This is a genomic window from Brevundimonas sp. 1080 (genome assembly GCF_040545985.1).
Taxonomy (GTDB): domain Bacteria; phylum Pseudomonadota; class Alphaproteobacteria; order Caulobacterales; family Caulobacteraceae; genus Brevundimonas.
In genome coordinates this window covers 353,204-375,072 of record NZ_JBEPMW010000003.1, presented here as the reverse complement: position 1 = coordinate 375,072, position 21,869 = coordinate 353,204, and the positions used below count along the sequence as shown (strand labels likewise).

21 protein-coding genes are annotated in these 21,869 nt (G+C 63.9%); 13 read left to right on the top strand and 8 right to left on the bottom strand.

Features of this window, described 5'->3' with window-relative positions; genetic code table 11:
• The first annotated feature begins 9 nt into the window (after positions 1-9).
• The 6 genes from rfaE2 (at position 10) to ABIC32_RS12450 (ending at position 6,522) form a co-directional block, all read left to right on the top strand.
• On the top strand, positions 10-1,464 hold the full coding sequence (rfaE2, locus tag ABIC32_RS12475) for a D-glycero-beta-D-manno-heptose 1-phosphate adenylyltransferase (RefSeq protein WP_354074387.1): 1,455 nt from the start codon (positions 10-12) through the stop codon (positions 1,462-1,464).
• 8 nt (positions 1,465-1,472) lie between these two features.
• Positions 1,473-2,462, top strand: a complete 990-nt coding sequence (gene rfaD / locus ABIC32_RS12470) for an ADP-glyceromanno-heptose 6-epimerase (protein ID WP_199059898.1) — start codon at positions 1,473-1,475, stop codon at positions 2,460-2,462.
• Entirely contained in the window at positions 2,462-3,553 is a 1,092-nt protein-coding gene (locus ABIC32_RS12465; RefSeq protein WP_199059886.1) for a DUF3089 domain-containing protein, read from the top strand. The genes rfaD and ABIC32_RS12465 overlap by 1 nt, the downstream gene beginning before the upstream one ends.
• Positions 3,554-3,628: 75 nt before the next feature.
• Positions 3,629-4,618: an SPFH domain-containing protein gene (locus ABIC32_RS12460; RefSeq protein ID WP_066551520.1), complete on the top strand. Its 990-nt coding sequence runs from the start codon at positions 3,629-3,631 to the stop codon at positions 4,616-4,618.
• Positions 4,619-4,635: 17 nt separating this feature from the next.
• On the top strand, positions 4,636-5,094 hold the full coding sequence (locus ABIC32_RS12455; protein WP_066551521.1) for an NfeD family protein: 459 nt from the start codon (positions 4,636-4,638) through the stop codon (positions 5,092-5,094).
• A 30-nt stretch (positions 5,095-5,124) separates the two neighbouring features.
• A complete protein-coding gene (locus ABIC32_RS12450; protein WP_066551522.1) occupies positions 5,125-6,522 on the top strand; it encodes an MFS transporter in 1,398 nt (465 codons plus the stop codon).
• On the opposite strand, the gene rnhA is transcribed toward ABIC32_RS12450, so the two are convergent.
• A complete protein-coding gene (rnhA, locus tag ABIC32_RS12445) occupies positions 6,519-6,971 on the bottom strand; it encodes a ribonuclease HI (protein WP_066551523.1) in 453 nt (150 codons plus the stop codon). The two genes, ABIC32_RS12450 and rnhA, sit on opposite strands and share 4 nt — an antisense overlap.
• Positions 6,972-7,081: 110 nt before the next feature.
• On the opposite strand from rnhA, the gene ABIC32_RS12440 reads away from it, so the two are divergent.
• Genes ABIC32_RS12440 through tatC form a run of 3 tightly spaced genes read left to right on the top strand, consistent with a single transcriptional unit; the run spans position 7,082 to position 8,789 of the window.
• Positions 7,082-7,300, top strand: coding sequence for a twin-arginine translocase TatA/TatE family subunit (locus ABIC32_RS12440; protein ID WP_017503863.1), 219 nt, complete (start codon positions 7,082-7,084; stop codon positions 7,298-7,300).
• 23 nt (positions 7,301-7,323) lie between these two features.
• Positions 7,324-7,902, top strand: coding sequence for a Sec-independent protein translocase protein TatB (gene tatB, locus ABIC32_RS12435; protein WP_354074386.1), 579 nt, complete (start codon positions 7,324-7,326; stop codon positions 7,900-7,902).
• The gene (tatC, locus tag ABIC32_RS12430; RefSeq protein ID WP_354074385.1) at positions 7,899-8,789 is read left to right on the top strand and encodes a twin-arginine translocase subunit TatC; all 891 of its coding nucleotides are present in this window, start codon (positions 7,899-7,901) and stop codon (positions 8,787-8,789) included. The genes tatB and tatC overlap by 4 nt, the downstream gene beginning before the upstream one ends.
• Positions 8,790-8,888: 99 nt before the next feature.
• Here tatC and glnA read toward each other — a convergent pair whose 3' ends face one another.
• On the bottom strand, positions 8,889-10,295 hold the full coding sequence (gene glnA / locus ABIC32_RS12425; RefSeq protein WP_066551526.1) for a type I glutamate--ammonia ligase: 1,407 nt from the start codon (positions 10,293-10,295) through the stop codon (positions 8,889-8,891).
• A gap of 81 nt (positions 10,296-10,376) precedes the next feature.
• Entirely contained in the window at positions 10,377-10,715 is a 339-nt protein-coding gene (locus tag ABIC32_RS12420; protein ID WP_153921793.1) for a P-II family nitrogen regulator, read from the bottom strand.
• A gap of 114 nt (positions 10,716-10,829) precedes the next feature.
• Here ABIC32_RS12420 and ABIC32_RS12415 point away from each other — a divergent pair, with 114 nt between their 5' ends.
• Positions 10,830-11,663 carry an NAD(P)H-hydrate dehydratase gene (locus tag ABIC32_RS12415; RefSeq protein WP_354074384.1) on the top strand — a complete coding sequence of 278 codons (834 nt, stop codon included), beginning with the start codon at positions 10,830-10,832 and terminating at the stop codon, positions 11,661-11,663.
• 608 nt (positions 11,664-12,271) lie between these two features.
• Here the strand turns inward: ABIC32_RS12415 and ABIC32_RS12410 are convergent.
• Together ABIC32_RS12410 and ABIC32_RS12405 are read right to left on the bottom strand one after the other, a co-directional pair.
• The gene (locus tag ABIC32_RS12410; RefSeq protein WP_354074383.1) at positions 12,272-12,628 is read right to left on the bottom strand and encodes a recombinase family protein; all 357 of its coding nucleotides are present in this window, start codon (positions 12,626-12,628) and stop codon (positions 12,272-12,274) included.
• A 506-nt stretch (positions 12,629-13,134) separates the two neighbouring features.
• Positions 13,135-13,488, bottom strand: coding sequence for a tyrosine-type recombinase/integrase (locus tag ABIC32_RS12405; protein ID WP_199060270.1), 354 nt, complete (start codon positions 13,486-13,488; stop codon positions 13,135-13,137).
• A 795-nt stretch (positions 13,489-14,283) separates the two neighbouring features.
• Between ABIC32_RS12405 and ABIC32_RS12400 the strand changes: the two genes are divergently transcribed.
• Genes ABIC32_RS12400 through ABIC32_RS12390 form a run of 3 tightly spaced genes read left to right on the top strand, consistent with a single transcriptional unit; the run spans position 14,284 to position 18,003 of the window.
• Positions 14,284-15,273, top strand: coding sequence for an SDR family oxidoreductase (locus ABIC32_RS12400; RefSeq protein WP_354074382.1), 990 nt, complete (start codon positions 14,284-14,286; stop codon positions 15,271-15,273).
• Complete coding sequence (locus tag ABIC32_RS12395) at positions 15,270-17,117, top strand: glycoside hydrolase family 15 protein (RefSeq protein ID WP_354074381.1); 1,848 nt, start codon at positions 15,270-15,272, stop codon at positions 17,115-17,117. Before ABIC32_RS12400 ends, ABIC32_RS12395 begins: the two co-directional genes overlap by 4 nt.
• Positions 17,110-18,003, top strand: a complete 894-nt coding sequence (locus ABIC32_RS12390; RefSeq protein ID WP_354074380.1) for an SDR family oxidoreductase — start codon at positions 17,110-17,112, stop codon at positions 18,001-18,003. Before ABIC32_RS12395 ends, ABIC32_RS12390 begins: the two co-directional genes overlap by 8 nt.
• A 59-nt stretch (positions 18,004-18,062) precedes the next feature.
• Here ABIC32_RS12390 and ABIC32_RS12385 read toward each other — a convergent pair whose 3' ends face one another.
• The 3 genes from ABIC32_RS12385 to ABIC32_RS12375 are packed head-to-tail and all read right to left on the bottom strand — an operon-like array spanning position 18,063 to position 21,765.
• Positions 18,063-18,866, bottom strand: coding sequence for an SDR family NAD(P)-dependent oxidoreductase (locus ABIC32_RS12385; RefSeq protein ID WP_055753696.1), 804 nt, complete (start codon positions 18,864-18,866; stop codon positions 18,063-18,065).
• On the bottom strand, positions 18,866-20,410 hold the full coding sequence (locus ABIC32_RS12380) for a GMC family oxidoreductase (RefSeq protein ID WP_354074379.1): 1,545 nt from the start codon (positions 20,408-20,410) through the stop codon (positions 18,866-18,868). The genes ABIC32_RS12385 and ABIC32_RS12380 overlap by 1 nt, the downstream gene beginning before the upstream one ends.
• Positions 20,407-21,765, bottom strand: coding sequence for an alpha/beta hydrolase (locus ABIC32_RS12375; RefSeq protein ID WP_354074378.1), 1,359 nt, complete (start codon positions 21,763-21,765; stop codon positions 20,407-20,409). Before ABIC32_RS12375 ends, ABIC32_RS12380 begins: the two co-directional genes overlap by 4 nt.
• Positions 21,766-21,869 lie beyond the last annotated feature (104 nt).

Genomic DNA, 21,869 nt, shown 5'->3' with positions numbered 1-21,869 from the left:
GTCGGACCTATGTCTGACAACTTGGATCTGGGCGCCCTTCAAAGCCTGTTGGAGCGCGTGCGCGGCCTGAAGATCGCCTGCGTCGGCGATCTGATGCTGGATCGCTACGTCTATGGCGAGGTGAGCCGCATCTCGCCCGAGGCGCCGATCCCTGTGCTCCGCACCAGCCGCACCGTCGCCATGCCAGGCGGCGTCGGCAATGTCGCGCGCAATATCGCGGCCCTGGGTGGTGTGGCGAGACTGGGCGCCGTGATCGGGGACGACGCGGCTGGGGCGGAACTGACCGCTCTGATCGCCGCCGAGCCGCACATCGAGGACGTCGTGGCGAGGCCGGCAGGCGCGTCCACCATAGTGAAGACGCGCTTCGTTTCGGGGGGGCAACAGTTGCTGCGGCTAGATGACGAGGCTGCGCCGACAGCAATCCAAGATTCGGACGCGTTTACAGATGCCTCGGTCTATTTGCTGTCAGACTACGCCAAGGGTGTCGTCAGCGATGCGCTCCTGGCTTCGGCGCTGAACGCGGCGAAGAGATCTGGTGCGCCGGTCGTCGTCGATCCAAAGGGAAGGGATTTCGCTCGCTACGGCGCGGTCGATGTCATCAAGCCCAATGCTTCGGAATTGGCCGGCGCCACCGGCCTGCCGGTCGGTACGGACGCCGAGGTCGAGACGGCGCTGGCCGCCTTGCTGGCCGCCACGACCGCCAAGGCGATCATCGTCACCCGTGCGGGCAAGGGCATGAGCCTGGCGCGGCGCGGCGAACCGGTAAAGCACTTCCCTGGCCGGGCGCGCGAGGTCTTCGACGTGTCTGGCGCAGGCGATACAGGCCTGGCCGCGATCGGGTTGGCGCTGGGGGTCGGCGCGTCGCTGGAGATGGCGGTCGAGTTCGCCATCCTGGCCTCTGGCGTGGTTGTCGGGAAGGCCGGGACGGCTGTCGTCACACCCGCCGAGCTTGTCGAAGCCGAGCTGAGCCAGCACGCCACCGCTGCGGTATCCAAGGTGACGCCGATCGACGAGCTGGCGGTCGAGGTCGAGGGCTGGCGGCGTCAGGGCCTGAAGGTCGGATTCACCAACGGCTGTTTCGACATTCTGCACCGCGGCCATGTCGCCTATCTGGCGCAGGCGCGCAGCTGGTGCGATCGCTTAGTTGTGGCGCTCAATACCGACGCCTCCGTCAAACGACTGAAGGGCGAGGGGCGACCGGTGAATGATCTGGACAGTCGCGCCGTCGTCATTGGCGGGCTGGCCAGCGTCGACCGCGTCACCAGCTTCGATGATCCTACGCCGATCGCCCTGATCGAACGGCTGCGTCCTGATATTCTGATCAAGGGCTCGGACTATACGCGAGAGGGCGTCGTAGGCGGCGATCTGGTCGAAAGCTGGGGCGGCGAGGTCAAGCTGGCCGATTTCAAGGACGGCTATTCGACCACGCGAACGATCGAGAAAATGACAGGGAGCGCGCAGTGACGCCGAGAATGATCGTCGTGACCGGTGGCGCCGGTTTCATCGGTTCAAACATTGTTGCGCGGCTGACGGCGGAGACCGCCTATGATGTGGTCGTCTGCGACCGGTTGGAGACGGCTGACCTGGCCAAGTGGAAGAATCTGGCCAAGCACGCAATCGCCGACTTCTGGTCGCCGGAAGAACTGTTCGAGCAGCTGGAGCGCCACGCCGAGCGGATTGAGGCCGTGGTGCATATGGGGGCGATCTCTTCAACGACCCAGCCGGACGCCGACCTGATTCTGCGGACCAACTTCATCCTATCCCGCGACCTGTGGGACTGGTGCTCAATCCGGGGCTCGCGGATGATCTACGCGTCTTCCGCTGCGACCTATGGCGACGGAGAGACGGGCTTCAACGACGATGACGATGCAGACTCATTGTCGCAGCTTCGCCCTCTAAATGCCTATGGCTATTCGAAGATGCTGTTTGACCAGTATGCTGTTCGGCAGGCGGATCGGGGGCAGGCGCCGCCCCAGTGGGCAGGGCTGAAATTCTTCAACGTCTATGGCCCGAACGAAGGTCACAAGGGCGGAATGAAATCGGTCGTAGCTCAGATCTGGCCCAAGGTCGCCGCAGGCGAGACCGTGACTTTGTTTCGGTCGCACAATCCGAACTATGCGGACGGCGGCCAGATGCGCGACTTTGTCTATGTCGACGATGTAGTCGATATCATCGAGTTTTTGCTCCAGTCGCCGCAGGTCTCGGGCATCTTCAACGCCGGCTCGGGTCAGGCGCGGTCGTTCGCCGATCTTGCGCGCGCAACGTTTGACGCCGCCGGCAAGACGCCCTCCATCGACTATGTCGATACGCCCCTGTCGATCCGCGACCGCTACCAATATTTCACCGAAGCCCGCATGGATCGCATCCGCGCCGCAGGCTTCGAGGGTCAATCCACGCCGCTGGAAGAGGGCGTGCGGCGCTACGTGCAGGACTTCCTCGCCACGGCTGATCCGTACCGCTGATGCGTCGGCTGACCTTCAGGCAATGGGTCGGATATGCAGGCTTCGCCGCCGTCTTCGTGCTGACGGCGGCCGTCGCGGTTTGGAGCGGCGACATCCTGAGGGCAGGTCTGGACCCGCAGGTGCCGTTTCAAACCTACAAGCCGCCGCCCGCGCCCGACTATCGAAAAACATCCTCCTGGGCGCTGATCGATCAGGGCGCGCCTAGTCAGGCGGCGGTCTTCTTCGTCATGCCGACCACTTTCAATGGCGGGGCCGAGTGGAATGGGCCGATCGACGACGCGCGGGCCAACGCCTATATGCGACGCGTCGTGCTGCCCAACTATGCGTCGCCCTTCGCTCGGGAAGGAAGGGTAAGCGCGCCGCTGTATCGCCAAGCCAGCCTTTACACGCGCCTGACCTTGCGAGACGATGCCCGTGAAGCGCGCGCCTTCGCCTATGAGGATGTGAAGGCCGCCTTCGACTTGTGGCTGCGACAGCATCCTGCCGGCCCGATCGTGATCGCCGGCGTCGAACAGGGCGGGGAACTGACGGCGCGTCTCGTTCGCGACCGGCTCCGCGCCAGTCCGGCGCTGAAGGACAGGCTTGTCGCCGCCTATCTGATCGAGACCCTGGTCGGGCGCGAGATGTTCCGGCAGGCGATCTCTCCCTGCGACACGGCCGACCAAACGGGATGTATCGTGGCCTGGGCGTCGGTGCAGGACGGCGACGAACCAGGCGCACGGCGCAAGCTGAGACGCGCTCTGGAATGGGACGATCGCGGCGATCTGGTAAACCTGTCCACTGACCCCATCTGCGTGAATCCGGTAACGGGTGCTGCGAGCCAGCCACGTGCCGCAGCACGTCAGCACAGCGGCGCCACCAATGCGACCGGCCTGGAATGGGGAGCCCGACCGGCCCTGACTGGCCGGCTGATCTCCACCGAATGCCGTGGCGGTCTGTTGTGGCATAGCGCGCCGGACGCCGATTTCTTGACTGCTGGCGGCAGTTGGGCTGATCGGCGCAAGATCGTCCCCTACAATCTTTTCTACGGCGACATCGAGCGTGACGTCAGCGTGCGTCTCGCGGCCTGGCGGGCCAAGCACGGTCTTTAAAGCGGTCGTCCTCTCGGTTTGTCTGGCGCCGCTCGCGCGCAGCGGGTAGGCTTGCCGCGTCAGGGAGGGATCTGAATGGACGTGACCACCATCTTCGCCGGCGTCGTGCTGCTGCTGGCCATTGTGCTATTGATCAGCGTGATCAAGATCGTGCCGCAAGGCCGTGAATTTACGGTCGAACGCTTCGGCAAATACACGAAGACACTGAGCCCGGGCATCGGCTTTTTGACGCCATTCGTGGAACGCGTCGGCCGCCGCATGAACATGATGGAACAGGTGCTGGACGTGCCGACCCAGGAGGTCATCACCAAGGACAACGCCATGGTGAAGGTCGACGGCATCGTCTTCATCCAGGTGATGGATTCCGCCCGCGCCGCCTATCGCGTCGACGATCTGCCCTATGCGATTTCGCAGCTGTGCATGACCAATCTGCGGACCGTGGTCGGTTCGATGGAACTCGATGAGGTGCTGAGCCAGCGCGACAGCATCAATACGCGCCTGCTGCATGTCATCGACGCAGCGACCGAACCGTGGGGCGTCAAGGTCAATCGGATTGAGATCAAGGACCTGACCCCGCCGACCGACATCACCAACGCAATGGCGCGTCAGATGAAGGCCGAGCGTGAACGTCGCGCCGTCATCACCGAGGCTGACGGCGAGAAATCCGCCGCCATCGCCCGCGCTGAGGGCGCGAAACAGGCCGCCATCCTTCAGGCCGAGGGCCGCAAGGAAGCCGCCTTCCGCGACGCCGAGGCGCGCGAGCGCGAGGCCGAGGCCGAGGCGCGCGCCACGGCTATGGTGTCGGAAGCCATCGCCCGCGGGGACGTCAACGCCATCAACTATTTCGTGGCTCAGAAATACGTCGAGGCCTTCGCTGAACTGGCCCGCAGCCCGCAACAGCGCACCGTCATCGTGCCCGCCGAAATGGGCGCCCTGGTCGGCACCATCGCCGGAATCGGCGAGATGGTCAGCCTGGCCAAGGATCAGAACTCGGCCGCGACGCCTCCCGTGCGGCCTGCGCCGCCCCGCCGTCCCGCCGGGGGCTCCGTTCCACCCTCGGCCTGATCCAAGGAGGCTGACCGATGATGTCGCTTGCTGATCTCTATGCCGCCCAGCCCTTCTGGATCTGGTTGGCGATCGGGGTTCTGCTGCTGGCGGTCGAGGCGATGTTCTCGACCGAATGGCTGCTGTGGCCCGCGGTTTCGGCCGGCGTCGTCGCGGTCATGACGGCGGCTGGGGTCCGGCTGGGGCTGCCGGGCGAGGTCGCCGTGTTCGCTATTCTGACGGTCATCGCCACCCTGCTGTCCCGTCGTCTGATCTCTAAAGCCAATCCCGACGGTCCCGACATCAATGACCGCGACAGCCGTTTGGTCGGCCAGCGTGCGCGGGTGGTCGAGACATTCGTCGCGGGCCGCGGTCGCGTCTTCATCTCCGGCGCCGAATGGCCGGCCGAGATTGTGGGCGAGGCGCCGGTCGAAGGACAAGATGTCGTCGTGATGCGCGTGAACGGCTCTTTGCTGACGGTGCAATCACCCGTCTGAACGCAACGGTCGCATCGGCGTTCGTCAGGCATGACAGAACCCCAGAACGCCGTCACTGACGGCTTGCCGACACCCAGGCGCTATTGGGCCGTCGTGTCCATCGGCTTGGGCATCACGCTTGCCGTTCTGGATGGCGCGATCGCCAATGTCGCCCTGCCGTCGATCGCGCAGGATCTTCAGGCGTCCTCGGCCGCCTCGATCTGGATCGTCAACGCCTATCAGATCGCCATCGTAGTCGCCCTCTTGCCACTCGCGTCGCTAGGCGAGATCGTCGGTTATCGCCGCGTGTCGCAAGCCGGTCTGGCCGTCTTCACCCTGGCGTCCATCGCCTGTGTGTTCGCCAACTCCATCGAGACGCTCAGCCTCGCACGCGTTGTTCAGGGCTTCGGAGCGGCAGGCATCATGAGCGTCAACGGGGCCCTGGTCCGTTACACCTATCCGCAGCGACTGCTGGGTCGTGCGGTCGGGATCAACGCGGTGATCGTGTCGCTGGCGGCGGCGGCGGGGCCGACCATCGCCAGCGCTATCTTGGCTATTGGACACTGGCGCTGGCTCTTTGCGCTGAATATACCCATCGGCCTGTTGGCGGTGTCGCTGGCGGGTTTCACCCTGCCGCACAACCGACTCCAGCCGCGAAAGCTGAACTGGCTCGGGGCCGCGCTTAACGCTGCCGCATTCGGCCTGCTGATCACAGGCCTTCAATCGCTGGCGCACGGTGAGGCGGCCGTTCTTGGCTTCGGTCTGACAGGGGCAGGGCTCGCAGCCGGGATTTTGCTGATTCGCCACGAGCGCTCACGGACGTCGCCGTTGATACCGCTCGACCTCCTGGCGCGACCGATGTTCAGCCTGTCGGTCGCCACCTCGATCATATCCTTCACCGCCCAGATGATGGCGTTCGTCGCCTTGCCGTTCTTCCTCCAGGGCACATTGGGGCTTACGGCGGTCGAGACTGGCCTGCTGATGACCCCTTGGCCACTGGCGACCATGATTGCCGCGCCGCTGGCCGGCCATCTGTCTGATCGCTATTCGGCGGGCGTGCTGGGGGCCATCGGCCTGAGCCTGTTCGCCTGCGGCCTGATGGCGCTGAGTTTCCTCAATGCCGATTCGACCCATTTCGACATCGTGTGGCGCATGGCGCTTTGCGGCGCGGGCTTCGGATTTTTCCAGTCGCCCAACAATCGCGCCATGTTGTCGGAAGCGCCGAAGAATCGCGCCGGGGCAGCGGGTGGAACCCTGGGCATGGCGCGGGTCGTCGGGCAATCCCTGGGCGCCGTGGTGGTGGCCTTTCTGCTGTCGGCCGCGCCGATCAACGGCGTTAGGCATGGGTTTCAGATCGCGGCCGTCACGGCTCTGTTTGGTGCGGTGATGAGCGGGTCGCGAGTCCGCCGACGTCCAGCCGAGCCGGACAAGGAAGTGGAGGCGGTCTAGCGCCGGGGCAGTTCCGCGACCCCGCGATTCGCCAGTTGGTCGGCGCGTTCGTTCAGTTCATGGCCGGCATGACCCTTCACCCACCGCCATTTCACGTCGTGACGCAGGCGGGCCGTGTCCAGCCGCTGCCACAAGTCTGCGTTTTTCACAGGCTTTTTGTCGGCCGTCAGCCAACCGCGCGCCTTCCAGCCGCGCATCCATTCGGTGATACCCTGCATGACGTATTTGCTGTCGGTATGCAGTTCGACCTTACAGGGCCGTTTCAAGGCTTCCAGCGCCATAATGGCGGCCATCAGCTCCATGCGGTTGTTGGTCGTGTTGGCCTCGCCGCCCCACAGTTCCTTTTCGTGACCGCCGCCGGCCTGAAGCACGGCGCCCCAGCCTCCGGGGCCCGGATTGCCCTTGCAGGCGCCGTCGGTGTGGATGATGACGTGATCGGAGGGACTCATGGTCGCGCAGACCTACAGCCTCCCTTGGCGCGGGGCCATCACTGCGCCTATATGCGGGTCGAATAAGAGTGGATGGGATCGGATGACCGATCCCCGCGAGGAGATTAGCCATGGGCTCCATGAGCATCTGGCATTGGGCCATCGTCATCGTCGTCATCGCGCTGCTGTTCGGTGGCCGGGGCAAGCTGTCGGGCATCATGGGCGACGCCGCCAAGGGCATTCGCGCCTTCAAGGACGGCCTGAAGGACGAAGACAAGAAGGACGGTCCGCACGAGGGCGTCAGCTCGCTGCCGCGCACCGAGGCGGAAAAGGAAGAGCTGAAGCGCTAGTCGTCGTCTGTAAGGGCTGACGCATGGGCGGGCTCGGCCCCGGTATCGGGGGTTTCGAATTAGTGGTGATCGGTCTGGTGGCCCTGCTTGTGGTGGGGCCAAAGGATCTGCCTGTCCTGATGCGTCGCGTCGGTCAGATGGTGGCCAAGGCGCGCGCCATGGCCAATGAGTTCCGATCCAGTTTCGACGAGATGGCGCGTCAGTCCGAACTGGACGACCTGCGCAAAGAGGTCGAGGCGCTGCGGACGGGGCAGGGGGCCGTGTATCCCCTGGGTGCCGAGGCGGACGCCGCCTTCAAGGACATCAACGCCGGATTGACCGGGCCGACTGCGGCGGTTGCCCTGCCTGCGCCCGAAACGGAGGCGCCGGTGATGACGCCTGCGGCAGATGAATGGCCGGATACGCCCGCGCCCGTTGAGCCCGTTACGACGACGAAATCCAAGCGAGCGGCCCCCAAGGCAAAGACGGGGGCGGCGGTCGCCGGATCGGCGACCGCCAAGCCTCGCTCAGCCGCCAAACCGAAGACCGCCGCGCCGGCGGCCACGGCCAAGCCTGCAGCCGCCAAGCCCAAGACCTCGCGCAAGAAAGCCGTTGACCTGTGACGCCTTCCGATCGTGACGAGGCCGAGATCGAGGCGTCGCGCGCGCCCCTGATGGATCACCTGATCGAGCTGCGCGGGCGGCTGCTGATCTGCGTCGTGGCCTTCTTCTTGGCCTTCATCCTCTGCTTCGCCTTCGCCAATCAGATCCAGATTGCGCTGATCAAGCCGTATCAGGCCGCCGTGGCGATCCATGCCGCCGCCCTGTCGACCGGCGGTCACGCCAATCCGATCGAACTGATCGCGGTGATGACGGGGATCAAACCCTATCCGCCAGGGAGCGCCGCCGTTGTCCAACTGATCGCCACGGCGCCGCTGGAACAGCTCTTCACCAAGATGAAGATCGCGGCGTTTGGTGCGGCGGTCCTGACCTTCCCGGTCATGGCGTGGCAGATGTACCGGTTCGTGGCGCCGGGTCTTTATCGCAACGAGCGCGGGGCGTTTCTGCCGTTCCTGATCGCCGCGCCTGTGATGTTCTGCCTGGGCGGGGCGTTGGTCTATTACGTCATGCTGCCGTTCGTGATGCTGTTCTCGCTGAGCCAGCAAGTCGCCACCGACGGCATATCCGTGGCGCAGACGACTAAGATTTCCGACTACCTCAGCCTGGTGACCTCGTTGCTGCTCGCCTTCGGTCTTTGCTTCCAGCTGCCCGTGGTGACGACCCTTCTGGGCCTCGCCGGTCTGATCAGTTCTAAGGTCATGGCGGCCGGTCGGCGCTACGCCATCGTCGCTGTCGTCGTGGTCGCAGCCGTGGTCACGCCGCCCGATCCGATCAGCCAACTGATGCTGGCCGTGCCGCTGGTCATTCTCTACGAGATTTCAATCTGGTGCGTGCGACTGATCGAGCTGCGCCGCAAGAAGGCGGACTATCTGGAAGCCGAGATCGCTTAGCGCCACCTCGGCTCGTCGACCGCTGCTCGAAGCGGTCAAGCCACGCAAAAAGGGCCGGGGAGCGATCCCCGGCCCTTCCTCTTGGCTGCGATCAGGTGATCAGCAGCTGTAGTACATGTCGAACTCGACCGGGTGCGGATGCAGTTGCAGACGCATCACCTCTTCCATCTTCAGCTCGATATAGCTGTCGATGAAGTCGTCATCCATGACGCCGCCCTTCTTGAGGAAGGCGCGGTCCTTATCCAGGTTCTCCAGCGCTTCACGCAGCGAGCCGCAGACCTCGGGGATCGAGCCGCGCTCTTCCGGCGGCAGGTCGTAGAGGTTCTTGTCGGCGGGCGCGCCCGGATCGATACGGTTCTCGATCCCGTCCAGACCGGCCATCAGCAGGGCGACGAAGGTCAGATAGGGATTGCCCATCGGATCGGGGAAGCGAGCTTCCAGACGCTTGGCCTTGGGCGAGGAGACGTGCGGGATGCGGATCGAGGCCGAACGGTTACGAGCCGAATAGGCCAGCTTCACCGGGGCTTCATAGCCGGGCACCAGACGCTTGTAGGAGTTGGTGGTCGAGTTGGCGAAGGCGTTGATGGCCTTGGCGTGCTTGATGATGCCGCCGATGTACCACAGACATTCCTGCGACAGACCGGCGTACTGGTCGCCGGCGAACTGAGGCTTGCCGTCCTTCCAGATCGACATGTGGACGTGCATGCCCGAACCGTTGTCCGCAAACATCGGCTTGGCCATGAAGGTCGCCGACTTGCCGTAGGCGTGGGCCACATTGTGGATCACGTACTTATAGAGCTGCAGGCGGTCGGCCATGGTCAGCAGGTCCGAGAACTTCAGACCCAGTTCGTGCTGAGCCGGAGCCACCTCGTGGTGGTGCTTCTCGGGCTGAAGGCCCAGATCGCGCATGACGCCCAGCATTTCGCCGCGCAGGTCCTGTCCGGAATCGACCGGATTGACGGGGAAATAGCCGCCCTTGGGTCCAGGACGATGGCCCATATTGCCTTCGGAATATTCAGCGCCGGTGTTGGCGGGCAACTCGGTCGAATCGTAGCTGTAGCCGGTATCGTGCGGCTGGGTGGACCAACGCACGTCGTCAAAGATGAAGAACTCGGCTTCCGGTCCGAAGAAGACCTGGTCGCCCACGCCCGACGACTGGACGTAAGACAGCGCCTTCTTGGCCATTGAGCGGCTGTCGCGGTTGTAGGGCTCGCCGGTGTCCGGGTTCAGCACGTCGCAGAACAGGAACATCGTCTTCTGCTGATAGAAGGGATCGATGTAGGCCGTGGTCAGGTCCGGCTTCAGCAGCATGTCGGACTCGTTGATGGCCTTCCAGCCGGCGATCGACGAGCCGTCGAACATCGTGCCTTCGTTCAGGAAGTCCTCGTCGACCAGATCGACGTCGAAGGTGACGTGCTGCAGACGGCCGCGCGTGTCGGTGAAGCGGACGTCCACATATTGGACCTCCTCATCCTTGATCTCTTTGAGGATCTTGCTGGCGCTCATTCTCGGAAAGTCCTGTTCTTGTCGTTTGGGGAGGAGACCGGACAGCGACCCGAGGGCCGAGGGCCGGGGAGGGTAGTCAGGTCAGACGGCTTGGGCTCCGGTTTCGCCGGTGCGGATGCGGATCACCTCGGCGACGTCGGACACGAAGATCTTGCCGTCGCCGATCTTGCCTGTGCGAGCCGAGGACTGAATGGCCTCGACAACCGCGGGCGCAAGGTCGTCGGCGACGACAACCTCGATCTTGATCTTGGGCAGGAAGTCGATGACGTATTCTGCGCCGCGATACAGTTCGGAATGACCCTTCTGGCGACCATATCCCTTGGCCTCCAGCACAGTCATGCCTTGCACGCCCACGTCCTGGAGCGCCTCTTTGACGTCATCCAGCTTGAAGGGCTTGATGATGGCTTCAATTTTCTTCATGGCGACCCCGGAGCGGCGCACGGAATGCAGCGGCGCTCGGGCGCGAATGGGACACAGCAGGGCCGCTCAAAGCAAGCGATTTTCGCAGGCTGGCGAAGGATAATCGGAACGCGGATGATAGAAACCAACGACCCGGCGATCTGGCGCAATTTTCTGCCTTGGCCGAGCGCGGGAACGCACAAGCATGCGCGTGGACGTTTGGCGGTCGTTTCGGGAAAGGCGCATCATACCGGCGCTGCGCGACTTGCAGCTCATGCGGGTCTCAGGATGGGCGCTGGAGTCGTGCGAATCCTCTGTCCGCCAGATGCGGCGTCGGTGATCGCGCCGGCTGTGCAAGCGGTGATGTTGACGCCTTTTTCTTCACCGGAAAACTTAAGTCGAGAAGCCGCCGGCAGCGACGCCGTCGTGATCGGACCAGCCGCAGGCCTAGACGATGCGACGATCGCTAACATTCAGGCGCTTGGCTCGACCGGCGCCGTTCTGGTGATCGACGCGGATGGTCTGTCGGTCTTCAAAGGTCGGACTGCTGAACTGTTCGCCGTGTTGGATCGCGACGATATCCTGACGCCGCATGAAGGTGAGTTTGATCGACTTTTCCCAGGCCTGCTCGCGAAGGGGCGAGAAACGGCCGTTAAAGATGCGGCGCGAGCGGCCCAGGCGACGATCGTTTTGAAGGGCGCCCAGACGCTGATCGCATCGCCTGACGGTCGCATCCGCCGAAACGAAAACGGCTCGCGCTGGCTGGCGACGGCCGGAACCGGCGACGTCCTGGCCGGCATGATCGGCGGATTGATCGCCCAGCATATGGACAGCTTCAATGCCGCTTGCGCCGCCGTCTGGCTCCATTCCGATGCCGCAGAGCGTTTTGGCCCGGGGCTGACGTCGGATGATCTATACGAGGTCCTGCCGAAGTCGTTGTTCCAGCAGTGGCAGGCTTCGACGACTTAGCCCCTCCTTGTGAATGCTCCGAAATTCCAGGACTCTAACTAACTGAATTTTCACCGTTGCCATGTTCCATATTCCCGAGAATCCAACGCTTCGGCGCAAATGATGATGCTGAATGATTGGAATGCACTGCATGGCAATAGTCGGTGCCCCGCCACTCTAGCAGCTAGTGCTGCAGCGCAGGATTTCGGACCCTCGAGCGAGGGTGGTAGCTAGTGAAGCGGATCGTGGAAGCGCCCGCCTGATTATCAGCTCTTGCCGAGGCAAGCTGTCCAGCATCAGGAACTTTAGGGCGACAGATATCGCAGCATTCGCATGCTGACCCAAAACAACAACACTCCCGCGATCACCCCAAACTTGATTTGGTGATCCATAAACCGAACGCCCATTGCGGCGAAAAGTGCGACGCCCATGCAAAGTACGGATAGGTTTCCCAGCAACTTGGCGGTCATTTTGAGCCAGATGTCGTTTTGGTAAGGCGTCATTGGCGCGCTTCCATTCAATAGCAGCCCAAATGTTATCGACTGGATGGGAGGTTGCATGATCTTCGTACAAATCCACCCGTATCTGTTAGACCGCAAATCGCACTTAGGAAGCTAAAAGATCTAGGATTATTTGCCGATCTGATCCGAAGTCCGGGCCAAAGCGCGATACAAAGTGCTACGAGAAATTCCGAAAGTGGTCGCCACGGCTCCCATAGTCTGATCTGGATGCTGAAGTAATAGACGGACCTGCTCAAGCTGGCGCGACGATAGAGCCCGCTTACGTCCGCCAGTCCGTCCTCTCGCTCGAGCGGCTGCCAGGCCTGCCATGGTCCTCTCGCGGATCAGGTCTCGCTCCATTTCAGCTAAAGCCGCCATCATATGGAAGAAGAACCGTCCTGCCGGTGTCGTAGTGTCGATGCCATCAGTCAGGCTTCGGAATTCAACGCCGCGGCTCTTGAGCGCACTGACAACTCCTATCGTCACCTAATCCCTATATTTCTCATAATATATATTAGGCGATAAGGCGAATGCGTCGGTCAAGGTCGTAAACGGTGTGGCGTTTCACAATTGACCGCCGTTTCGATTGTTTTCCGAATCTGAGTCAGAGTTGATTTCCACCTTGGGCTCATAGTTGATGTCTGAACGACAAACGGCAGCGTTTGGCGCATCTTAAAATCGTCTACCATCCTCCTCGGACTTGGAGAGTGACACGATGATTTTGAAAGCAGTCGTCATAATCCTTATCGTAATCGCTGGCGGGTTCGTGCTGCTAGTTTTGCTAGGCATGCTGCTGAAGGAAACGGAGCTCCAACCCAAGATGACAACCCTCGCGAGAGAACCGATAGGTCTGGCAAGGCTGTGGCTTCAACCGCAACGCTCGCCGCCACATCCAGTGACGCCGGCACATCGTGTGGAAGCAGCGGGAGTGACGGTAGCTGCAGTTCGGATAGCAGCAGTTCGAGTTCAAGCAGCTCCGACTAAACCTACCCTCATTCGATCCGGATCCGCTCGATAGCGTCCTGGATAATGCGGTCATTGCGGCGGTCATAGAGCTTGGTCGTACGAGGGCTGGAGTGGTTCGCCATTTTCTGGGCCATCTCCAGACTGCTCTCGTTGAGCAAGAACGTGGTGATCCCTGTGCCGCGAAACGAGTGATTGCCGATCCGCGCCACGATGCCCGCTGTGACCGCCCTCCTCCTGATCATCGTCGTGTAAGCGTCGTGCCTTGAGATGCGATGTCCGGTGAGCAAACCGGTGCGCCAGCGTGAGCTTTGAAAGAGCGGAGCCTTGGCCTGGTCGCGATGGCCGGCGCGCTCAAGATAGGCATCGAGATGATCGAGCAGTTATGGTGGATCGGGAGTTCCTGGACCTTGCCGCGTTTTTCACGAAGTCGAACCGGCCTGCAGCCTGCACAAGATCTTCGACGTCCATTCCGACCGCCGCCGACACCCGCGCAAAACTATAGGTCATCGATGCGATCAATGTGCGGTACGAATGAATTCTAGAAGACGCTGCGTTTCGCTTGCAGAAAGGATGGGCGTCTTGCCTAGCACCATTTCATGGGTTGGGCCGCGGACTGCATAAGCCGGGTTGCCATCCATGACACGAGATCGGACCAGCCAAGCGAAGAGCCCCTAACGAAACCGAGAACCCTGAAACCAGCACAGTGCCCTTGGGACCTAACCCAAGAGTAATCGCCGTTCGCCGCCGGTAAGAGTTAGCCGCAATCATTCCCGGATGTCGCAGATGCGCCAGAAGGAGATATTGGCGTCTAGCCCGAAACCGGACTTTCATCCGTGCTGCCCATCTGGTTGGCAACCGACCCATACCAACCTGAAGTGCCATCCCTGCCCAAGTCAGCTGGATGGCGCGATCACCAGTGTTGACGAGCAGATCACCAGGCCCTTGGAGCCACGGGTCATCGCCACACAGAGGTGGGCGGCGTCTGCGGTTTAGAGTTCCGGCGGGTTAGGTACGTCGTCGCCGGAGGCAGTCCAGCTGATAGCCCCAACGGCGGTTTAGGGTAGCAGCACCGATCTTCCGATCGGCAACCTTCCTCCGGACGTGTCGTTGTCAGAGCCTCCCCGTTCGGCCGCAACCGCGATCGTCATTCCGCAATCGAGATCAGAAGGATCGCCATGCCGGTCATCGTCGTCACAGGCGCCAGCGCCGGCATCGGTCTCGCAATCGCCGATAGGTTCGCCCAAGCCGGATGGCAGGTCGTGGTTATCGCCAGACAGGCTGAGCGGCTTTTCAACGCCGTCGAACAGCTGAATCGTTCGGGCGACCGAGTGATCGGCATGGCGGGTGATGTGTCCGATCCGGCCTTCGTCGAGCAGGCGGGCCGCGATGTCATGGACGCTTTCGGCGGCATCGATGTCTGGGTCAACAACGCCATGTCCACGGTCATCGGACGCGATGAAGATCTGACCGACGCCGATTACCGCCGCGTCGTCGAGACGACCTATCTGTCTCAGGTCTACGGAACGCGAACGGCGCTTCGGGCCATGCGACCGGCGGACAAAGGGGCGGTGATCCAGATTTCCTCGGGATTGGCGCTGCGCCCTGCCCCGCTGCAGGCCGCCTACTGCGGCGCCAAGGCGGCCGTCGACGGGTTCACCAAGGCCATTCGGGCCGAACTGATCGCCGCAGCCTCCAACGTCACCCTGACCACCGTCTATCTGCCGGCCGTCAACACGCCCCAGCCCTTGTGGTCACGCAACCGGACAGACCGGGCGCAGGTCATTCCAGATCCCCTGTTCGATCCTCGCCTGTGTGCAGAAGCCGTCTGGTCTGCTGTGCAGCGGCCCAGCCGCAAGGTCTTCGTGGGTCGCACGACATGGCTGATGGCGCTGGCGCAACAGTTCGCACCGGCGCTGGCGGATCGCCAGGCCGCCAAGATGATCGCGCCACAACAGGGCGACCCCCAACTGCCCCGCCTGGGCAATCTCGACCGCCCGGAAGAAGGCCCGGCGGCGATCGACGGCCCGGACACCAAACGGGTGATCAGACCCTGGATCGGTTTCGTGTCCAGCCGCCAGCTTGCGGCGCTCAAGGTCGCGGCGGTCGGCGTCCTTGCCGGCCTTGCCGTAACGGCTGGCTTTGCGATCGGATCGTCCAAACGATGACCGAGACGACCTTTACGCCCCATCCGGCGCGCTCGTCGCAAGCGCTCCGTCCCGATGGATACGTCGCCCTCGAAGACTATGGCGTTCTGGGCGAGGGCCGGACGGTGGCTCTGTCGGCTTTGGATGGCGGCATTGACTGGTGGTGCGTGCCGGCGATCGACGCGCCGCCCCTTTTCGACCGACTGCTGGATCCGGCAGGCGGCCGGTTTTCGATCACGCCGACCGAGGCCTTCACGGCGACCCGCCGCTATCGCCCCGACAGCAATGTGCTGGAGACGGAGTTTACCACCGCCAATGGGCGCGCGCGCCTGACCGAGAGCCTGAACAGCGGCACGGCCGGTCGTTTGCCCTGGTGCGAACTGGCCCGCCGTATCGATGGCCTGGAGGGCGAAGTGACCTTCTCCCTGGACATGCGTCTGGGGCGTCGGGGCGATACGGCCAATCCGTATCATTCCAAGATCGGCGAACACACGGTCTTTCATGTCGAGCGGGTGCTCGGCCTGTTCGTCCACGATCCGCGCATCTCATGCGAATGGTCCGATGAGGGCATTGTCGGAACCATCGTTGTCGACGCAGGCGAGCGGCGAACGGTGGCCATCGTCGCCGGGCGGGACGAGCCGCTGGTCGTGCCGTCCATCGAAGAGATCGACGCCCGCATCGACCTGTCGGATCAGGAATGGCGGGACTGGGCGGCGCGCCTGAACTGCCCCGGCCTGTATCGCGACGACTTCATTCGCAGCGCCCTGGCGTTGAAGTTGCTGCTGTATTCCCCGTCGGGCGCCATCGCCGCGGCCGCCACGACGTCCCTGCCCGAGCGTCTGGGCGGCGATAAGAACTGGGATTATCGCTACGCCTGGCTGCGCGACGCCGGCTATACGATCGAGGCCTTTTTGGCGGCCGGCGCTCAGGCGGAGGCCAAGGCCGCTTTCAGTTGGCTGCTGATGCAGCTGAAGCGCCATGGCGCCAAGGTCTGCTACAGCCTCGACGGCGCACTCGTGCCGCCGGAAACGCACTGGGACATGCCGGGCTATAAAGGCTCGCGTCCGGTCGTCACGGGTAATCGCGCCGCCGACCAGGCCCAGCACGGCGTATTCGGCGACATCTTTGAGACCGCCTCGCGCTTCGTCGGCTGCGGCAACATCCTCGACAGCGCCAGCGCCCAGCAGTTGTCGGAACTGGCGGACCAGTGCGCCGACGCCTGGAGACAGCCGGACGCGGGCATGTGGGAGCTGGAGGATCAGCAGCACTACACCATGTCCAAGATCAGCTGCTGGCAGGCCCTGGCCCGTGCGGTCGAGCTGGCGGACGCGGGACAACTGCCGACGACGTGCCGGGATCGCTGGCGGCGGGAGCGCGACCGGATTTTTGACTGGGTCGAGACGCATTGCTGGTCCGAAAGCCTTCAGGCGTTCGTGATGTATCCGGGCAGCGACAAGCTGGACGCCGCCCTGGCCCTGGCCGTGCGGTTCCGCTTCGATGGCGAACAGCGGCTGCGCGCAACCCTTGACGCGCTGGACCGCCACCTCGGCGCCGGCGTCTTCCACTATCGCTATTCCGGCATGCAGGCCGAGGAAGGCTGCTTCATCGCCTGTTCCTTCTGGATCGCCGAAGCCTGGGCGACGCTAGGCGAACCGGACAAGGCGCGCGCCCGCATCGACGCCCTGCGCGAAGCCCTCAGCGGCCGCTGGGGCATGCTGACCGAGATGATCGACCCGGACACCGGCGCCTACCTCGGCAACATGCCGCAGGGGCTCAGCCACCTCGCGCATCTGACCGCCCTGACCGCCGTTGGCAAGGCGCAGACCTCTTCCCCCCAGCCCGAAACGGAGACGTTCCATGACTGATCGCCTGACCCTTCAGGATCCGCGCGAGCAATATCCAAAGCCGCCCTTCCCGCGCCAACCCCAACCCGTACCGGGCGAAGCGCGCGAGATGGACCCCAAGCCCGATCATGGCGAGGACAGCTATCAGGGTTCCGGCAAGCTGAAAGGACGCAAGGCCCTGATCACCGGCGCGGACAGCGGCATCGGCCGGGCGGCCGCCATCGCCTATGCTCGGGAAGGCGCCGATGTGGCCCTCTCCTATCTGCCGTCCGAGCGCAAGGACGCCGCCGAAGTCATCGCCCTAATCGAGGCTGAAGGCCGCAAGGCCATCGATCTGCCCGGCGACATCACCGATGAAAACTGGTGCCGGCAGATGGTCGAACAGGCCGTGTCGGCGCTGGGCGGACTGGACATCCTTGTCATCAACGCCGGCCGCCAACAGTATCGCGAGGACATCTCTCAGGTGACGTCGGAAGACTTCGACAAGACCTTGAAGACCAACCTCTATGCCATGCACTGGATCGCCCAGGCGGCCGTCCCGCATCTGCCGGCGGGCGCCTCGGTCATCACCACCGCCTCGATTCAGGCCTACGAGCCTTCCGCCATCCTGCTGGACTACGCCACCACCAAGGCCGGGATCGTCGCCTATACGAAGGCCCTGTCCAAGCAGCTGATCGAAAAGGGCATACGCGCCAATGTCGTGGCGCCCGGCCCCTTCTGGACGCCGCTGCAGTCGTCTGGCGGACAGCCGCAGGACGCCGTGATGAAGTTCGGAGAGCAGGTGCCGCTGGGTCGTCCAGGCCAGCCCGTCGAGATCGCCCCGGTCTATGTGCTGCTGGCCTCTCAAGAAGGCAGCTACATCACGGGCGAAGTCTTCGGCGTCACCGGCGGCATGGGCGTCGCCTGACAAGACAAAACCGGCGGCGGGATCATCCCGCCGCCGGTCTCTCTCGTTCTGCCGGGCGACTAGCCGGCGATGGTGGCGACGGAGCCGGAATCCACCCGGATGCCCGCGCCGTTGATGAAGCTGGCGCGCTCCGAACACAGGAAGACGACGGCCGCCGCCACCTCCTCCGGCTTGCCCCTGCGATCCAGCGTCATGCCGGGCCGCTCTTCCTTCAGGAAGCTCTTGATCGCCTCCTCGAAGGTTTCGCCGCGTTCCTCGGCGCGCTTCTTCATCATGGCGTCGGTCATTGGGGTGGCGATGAAGGCTGGCGAGACCGTGTTCACCAGCACATTGTCGCAGCCATAGGCCTTGGACAGACCCTTCGCCAGGCTGAGAATACCGGCCTTCGAGGCGCAATAGGCCAGTTCGTCGACATAGGGCTGGACCGCATCCTCCGAAGCGAACAGGACGATACGGCCCCAGCCCGAACGCCGCATGGCCGGAATGGCCTGGCGGCACATCCGCACCGCGCCCATCAGATTGATGTCGAGCGTCTCCAGCCAACCGGCGTCATCGACATCCAGGAAATCGCCGGTCGCGCCGGTCACGCCCGCTGCGTTCACATAGATGTCCGGATCGCCCATGCGGTCTCGGACCTCCGCCCACAGGCGTTCGACATCGTCGGCCTTGGTCACGTCGCCGGTCACGCCGATGCATTCGCCCAAGGCGGAAAGCTCCTGGACGGCTTCATCCAGCGTGCCGTCCGGCTTGTCGGTCAGGGCGACCCGTACGCCAGCTTCCAGCAGCAGCCGCGCCGTCTCCTTGCCCATGCCGGAATCGGCGCCGGAAATGAGGGCGATACGCCCCTTGATCCCGAGGTCCATCACAAATCTCCTGTTCGTTGACGTTCGAGGAAGCGATCGGCCGTGCGCAGGGCGACGGCCATGAGGGTCAAGGCCGGGTTGGCCGAAAGCGCGCTGGGGAAGATGGAGTTGTCGCAGACGTACAGATTGTCGATCTCGACGCTGCACCCGTCGGCGTCGACGACCGCCCCGTCCGATTTGTCCCCCATCCGGCAGCCGCCGATGGTGTGCGCCGACCGGGCCACCGCGAAGATGTCCTCGGCGCCCGCTGCCGTCCAAAGCTCCGTCATGACGCGCCGGGCATGGGCGTCTAGACGCCGCTCGTTTTCGCCATAGCTGAAGTCGATCCGCGCCTTGCGCAGCCCGACGGCGTCGACCTCATCGGACAGGGTCAGGCGGTTGTCGTCGTCCGGCAGACACTCTCCATTGATGCCGATCCCGGCAAGCCGGCGATAGTTGCGTAGCGTATCGACCAGCGGCGCGCCCCAGAGGCCCGCGCCGCGCGCGAACCCGCCCGCCAGGGTGACCGGCATGACGCCAAGGCTTTGGATCAGATAGCCGCCGGCGAAGTTCGCGTCGGCCGGACGCACCATTTCTTCGCTGATCAGGGAAGAGGGATAGCCGCGGTTCATCGACATGTCGGCGTCGAACCGGCCCCAGACCTGGGTCGCCACATGGGTCATGAAGTTGCGGCCGACCTCGCCGCCAGCGTTACCTAATCCCCAGTTCAGCAGCAGACTCGGCGTCTCGACACCGCCCGCACAAAGGAACAGCGCTCGACAGTTCAGCCGATGATCCTGCCCGTCGCGACGATAGATCACCGACTTGATCCGTCCACCGGCGTCACGCTCCACGCCTATGGCCCGCGCGTTGGCGATGATTGTGGCGCCGTTGGCTGCGGCCATCGGCAGAAAGCTGTTGTCCGCGCCGCCCTTGGCGCCGGTTCTGCATCCCTGGTGGCAGGCGCCGCAGTTGACGCAGGCCATGCGGTAGGGCGTCGACCCCGCCTCGCGATCGCGGGACAGCACGGCCGCCGGCGCATCTGTAACGGTCAGCCCGACGGCCGTCGCGCCACGGACCATCGCATCCGCCGGGGCGTTGCGCGGGACAGGCGGATAGGCGAACTTTCGCCGGCCCCACGGATAGTCGGCCGGGCCTGAGACCCCGATCACCGTCTCTACGGTCTCGACATAGGATTTCAATTCGTCCCAGCCGAACGGCCAGTCCCGCCCGCGTCCCGTCTCCGAGGCCAGCGTCAGGTCACGGGGATCGGGTCTTGGGCAGAAGGCGCCCCAGTGCAGGAGCGAGCCGCCGACGCCCTGGCCGGAGTTGTTGGCCCCAAAGGCGGTCGGGTCGCGCCCTCCGCTGAGGCGCTCTTCCATCCAATAGAGATCGGCCGTTGTTTCGTCGGGCGTATGCTCCGCCGGATCGAAGGCCCGCCCTGCCTCCAACACCGTGACCGACAGCCCGGCCTTCGCCAGCCTGGCCGCGATCGGAGCCCCGCCGGCGCCGCTGCCGATGATGACGACATCGGTTTCGCCGGCCGTCCTTGCAGGCGCGCTCAACCCACCCCCTCCAGCGGCAAACGCCAGGGTTCGGTACGGTCCGCCGCCGTCTGGTCGTAGCCTTGGAATCGGCCTTCGCCGCCTGTGGCGAAACCGTCGTAACCGATCTGGGCCCAAGTCGCCGGCAGCGACATCCACAGGCGCGCGACCTCGGAGACGACGTCTTGGAACCACAGCCTCATGGCGTGCGCCGAAAGCCCGCTTGGCTCCGCCCACTCGCCCTGTGAAATGGCGCGCAGGATGTCGTCCTGGCGATCAGGGGCCAGGGTTGCGAACTCCGGCGCCATGGCGGCGATCTCATCCAGCCCGCGTCGCCAGGCCTCGGCGTCAGAAGGCAGATCGGCGAACCTCCACCCGTCGCCCTGTCCACTGGCGAGGCCAACATCCAGGCGTCGCGCCAGATCATCCGGATCGCCTGCATCGGGCAGAATGCGCGCAATCATCGCCGACAGCACGGCGCGCTGGGTCGGGTTCAGGACGCCGCCGTCAGCAGGCGCCGGACCGAAGTGACGATCCAGCATGGCGCGTCGCGTGCGATCCGACACGCGGTCGGACGCCATCAGATCCACGAAGCGTGGAGGCAGCGCAGATGAACCGAGCTTCTCGATGAATTCTAGAAGCAGGCCGACGAGACGGTCCGGCTGTTCCTGAGGGATTAGGTGCGCCGCATCCGGCACGACCACCACATCGGCCACGCGGTAGTGGGGGGCGTTGACACGCCGCTGCGCTGCCTCACCCAAATCGCCATCCTCTGCGCCGGCGATGATCAGGGCGGGGAAAGGTAGGACGCCGGCCTGATCGGACCAGTCCTCGCGCGATCCTTCGGCCAGCCATCCGCGCCAGGCTTCTGGGCTGGATCGAGTGAAATCGGCCAGGGCCCGATCGAAGGCGGCCTGCGGCAGACCGGCGGCGGTATTGGCGTCGATGAACTGGCGTCCCCGATCCTCGATCCTGGTCGGATCGTCGAACCAGGTCAGCATATCCGCACGCCTGCTCTCGTCCATCGGCTCCGACGAGGGTGGCGATCCGGCGACCAGCACCACGCCCAGCAACCCGCTCAGACCCGCCGCCCCGTCACGTGCCCGCGCGGCGATCAAGGTCGCAAACTTGCCGCCCATGCTGTGGCCGACAAGGATCCAGCGGGGGAGATGAAGATCGGTAAGGCGGCGGCTCAGGTCGTCGAGCACGGCTTGGACATCGCCATAGCCTTCCCCCGCCCTGTCCCCGAACCCTGGAAGATCGATCGCGACGGTCACCACCTCATCGGCAAGCCGGTCGATCACCGCGTCCCAATCGTGGCGGCTCGAGCCCAGGGAATGAAGGAAGACGACAGTAAGGCGGGTGTCTGTGAGCATGCAGGGGCTTTTTAGAAAGCGAAGACGCGAGGCTCCGCCGTGATCGGTCGGCGGTCGTCGATCAGCGCGCCAGCGACGGAATTGCTCCCAACAAAACAGACTCC

Coding starts and splice junctions, on each gene's coding strand:
- rfaE2 (WP_354074387.1), top strand. CDS start 10: ATGTCTGACAACTTGGATCTGGGCGCCCTTCAAAGCCTGTTGGAGCGC.
- rfaD (WP_199059898.1), top strand. CDS start 1,473: ATGATCGTCGTGACCGGTGGCGCCGGTTTCATCGGTTCAAACATTGTT.
- ABIC32_RS12465 (WP_199059886.1), top strand. CDS start 2,462: ATGCGTCGGCTGACCTTCAGGCAATGGGTCGGATATGCAGGCTTCGCC.
- ABIC32_RS12460 (WP_066551520.1), top strand. CDS start 3,629: ATGGACGTGACCACCATCTTCGCCGGCGTCGTGCTGCTGCTGGCCATT.
- ABIC32_RS12455 (WP_066551521.1), top strand. CDS start 4,636: ATGATGTCGCTTGCTGATCTCTATGCCGCCCAGCCCTTCTGGATCTGG.
- ABIC32_RS12450 (WP_066551522.1), top strand. CDS start 5,125: ATGACAGAACCCCAGAACGCCGTCACTGACGGCTTGCCGACACCCAGG.
- rnhA (WP_066551523.1), bottom strand. CDS start 6,971: ATGAGTCCCTCCGATCACGTCATCATCCACACCGACGGCGCCTGCAAG.
- ABIC32_RS12440 (WP_017503863.1), top strand. CDS start 7,082: ATGGGCTCCATGAGCATCTGGCATTGGGCCATCGTCATCGTCGTCATC.
- tatB (WP_354074386.1), top strand. CDS start 7,324: ATGGGCGGGCTCGGCCCCGGTATCGGGGGTTTCGAATTAGTGGTGATC.
- glnA (WP_066551526.1), bottom strand. CDS start 10,295: ATGAGCGCCAGCAAGATCCTCAAAGAGATCAAGGATGAGGAGGTCCAA.
- ABIC32_RS12420 (WP_153921793.1), bottom strand. CDS start 10,715: ATGAAGAAAATTGAAGCCATCATCAAGCCCTTCAAGCTGGATGACGTC.
- ABIC32_RS12415 (WP_354074384.1), top strand. CDS start 10,830: ATGATAGAAACCAACGACCCGGCGATCTGGCGCAATTTTCTGCCTTGG.
- ABIC32_RS12400 (WP_354074382.1), top strand. CDS start 14,284: ATGCCGGTCATCGTCGTCACAGGCGCCAGCGCCGGCATCGGTCTCGCA.
- ABIC32_RS12395 (WP_354074381.1), top strand. CDS start 15,270: ATGACCGAGACGACCTTTACGCCCCATCCGGCGCGCTCGTCGCAAGCG.
- ABIC32_RS12390 (WP_354074380.1), top strand. CDS start 17,110: ATGACTGATCGCCTGACCCTTCAGGATCCGCGCGAGCAATATCCAAAG.
- ABIC32_RS12385 (WP_055753696.1), bottom strand. CDS start 18,866: ATGGACCTCGGGATCAAGGGGCGTATCGCCCTCATTTCCGGCGCCGAT.
- ABIC32_RS12375 (WP_354074378.1), bottom strand. CDS start 21,765: ATGCTCACAGACACCCGCCTTACTGTCGTCTTCCTTCATTCCCTGGGC.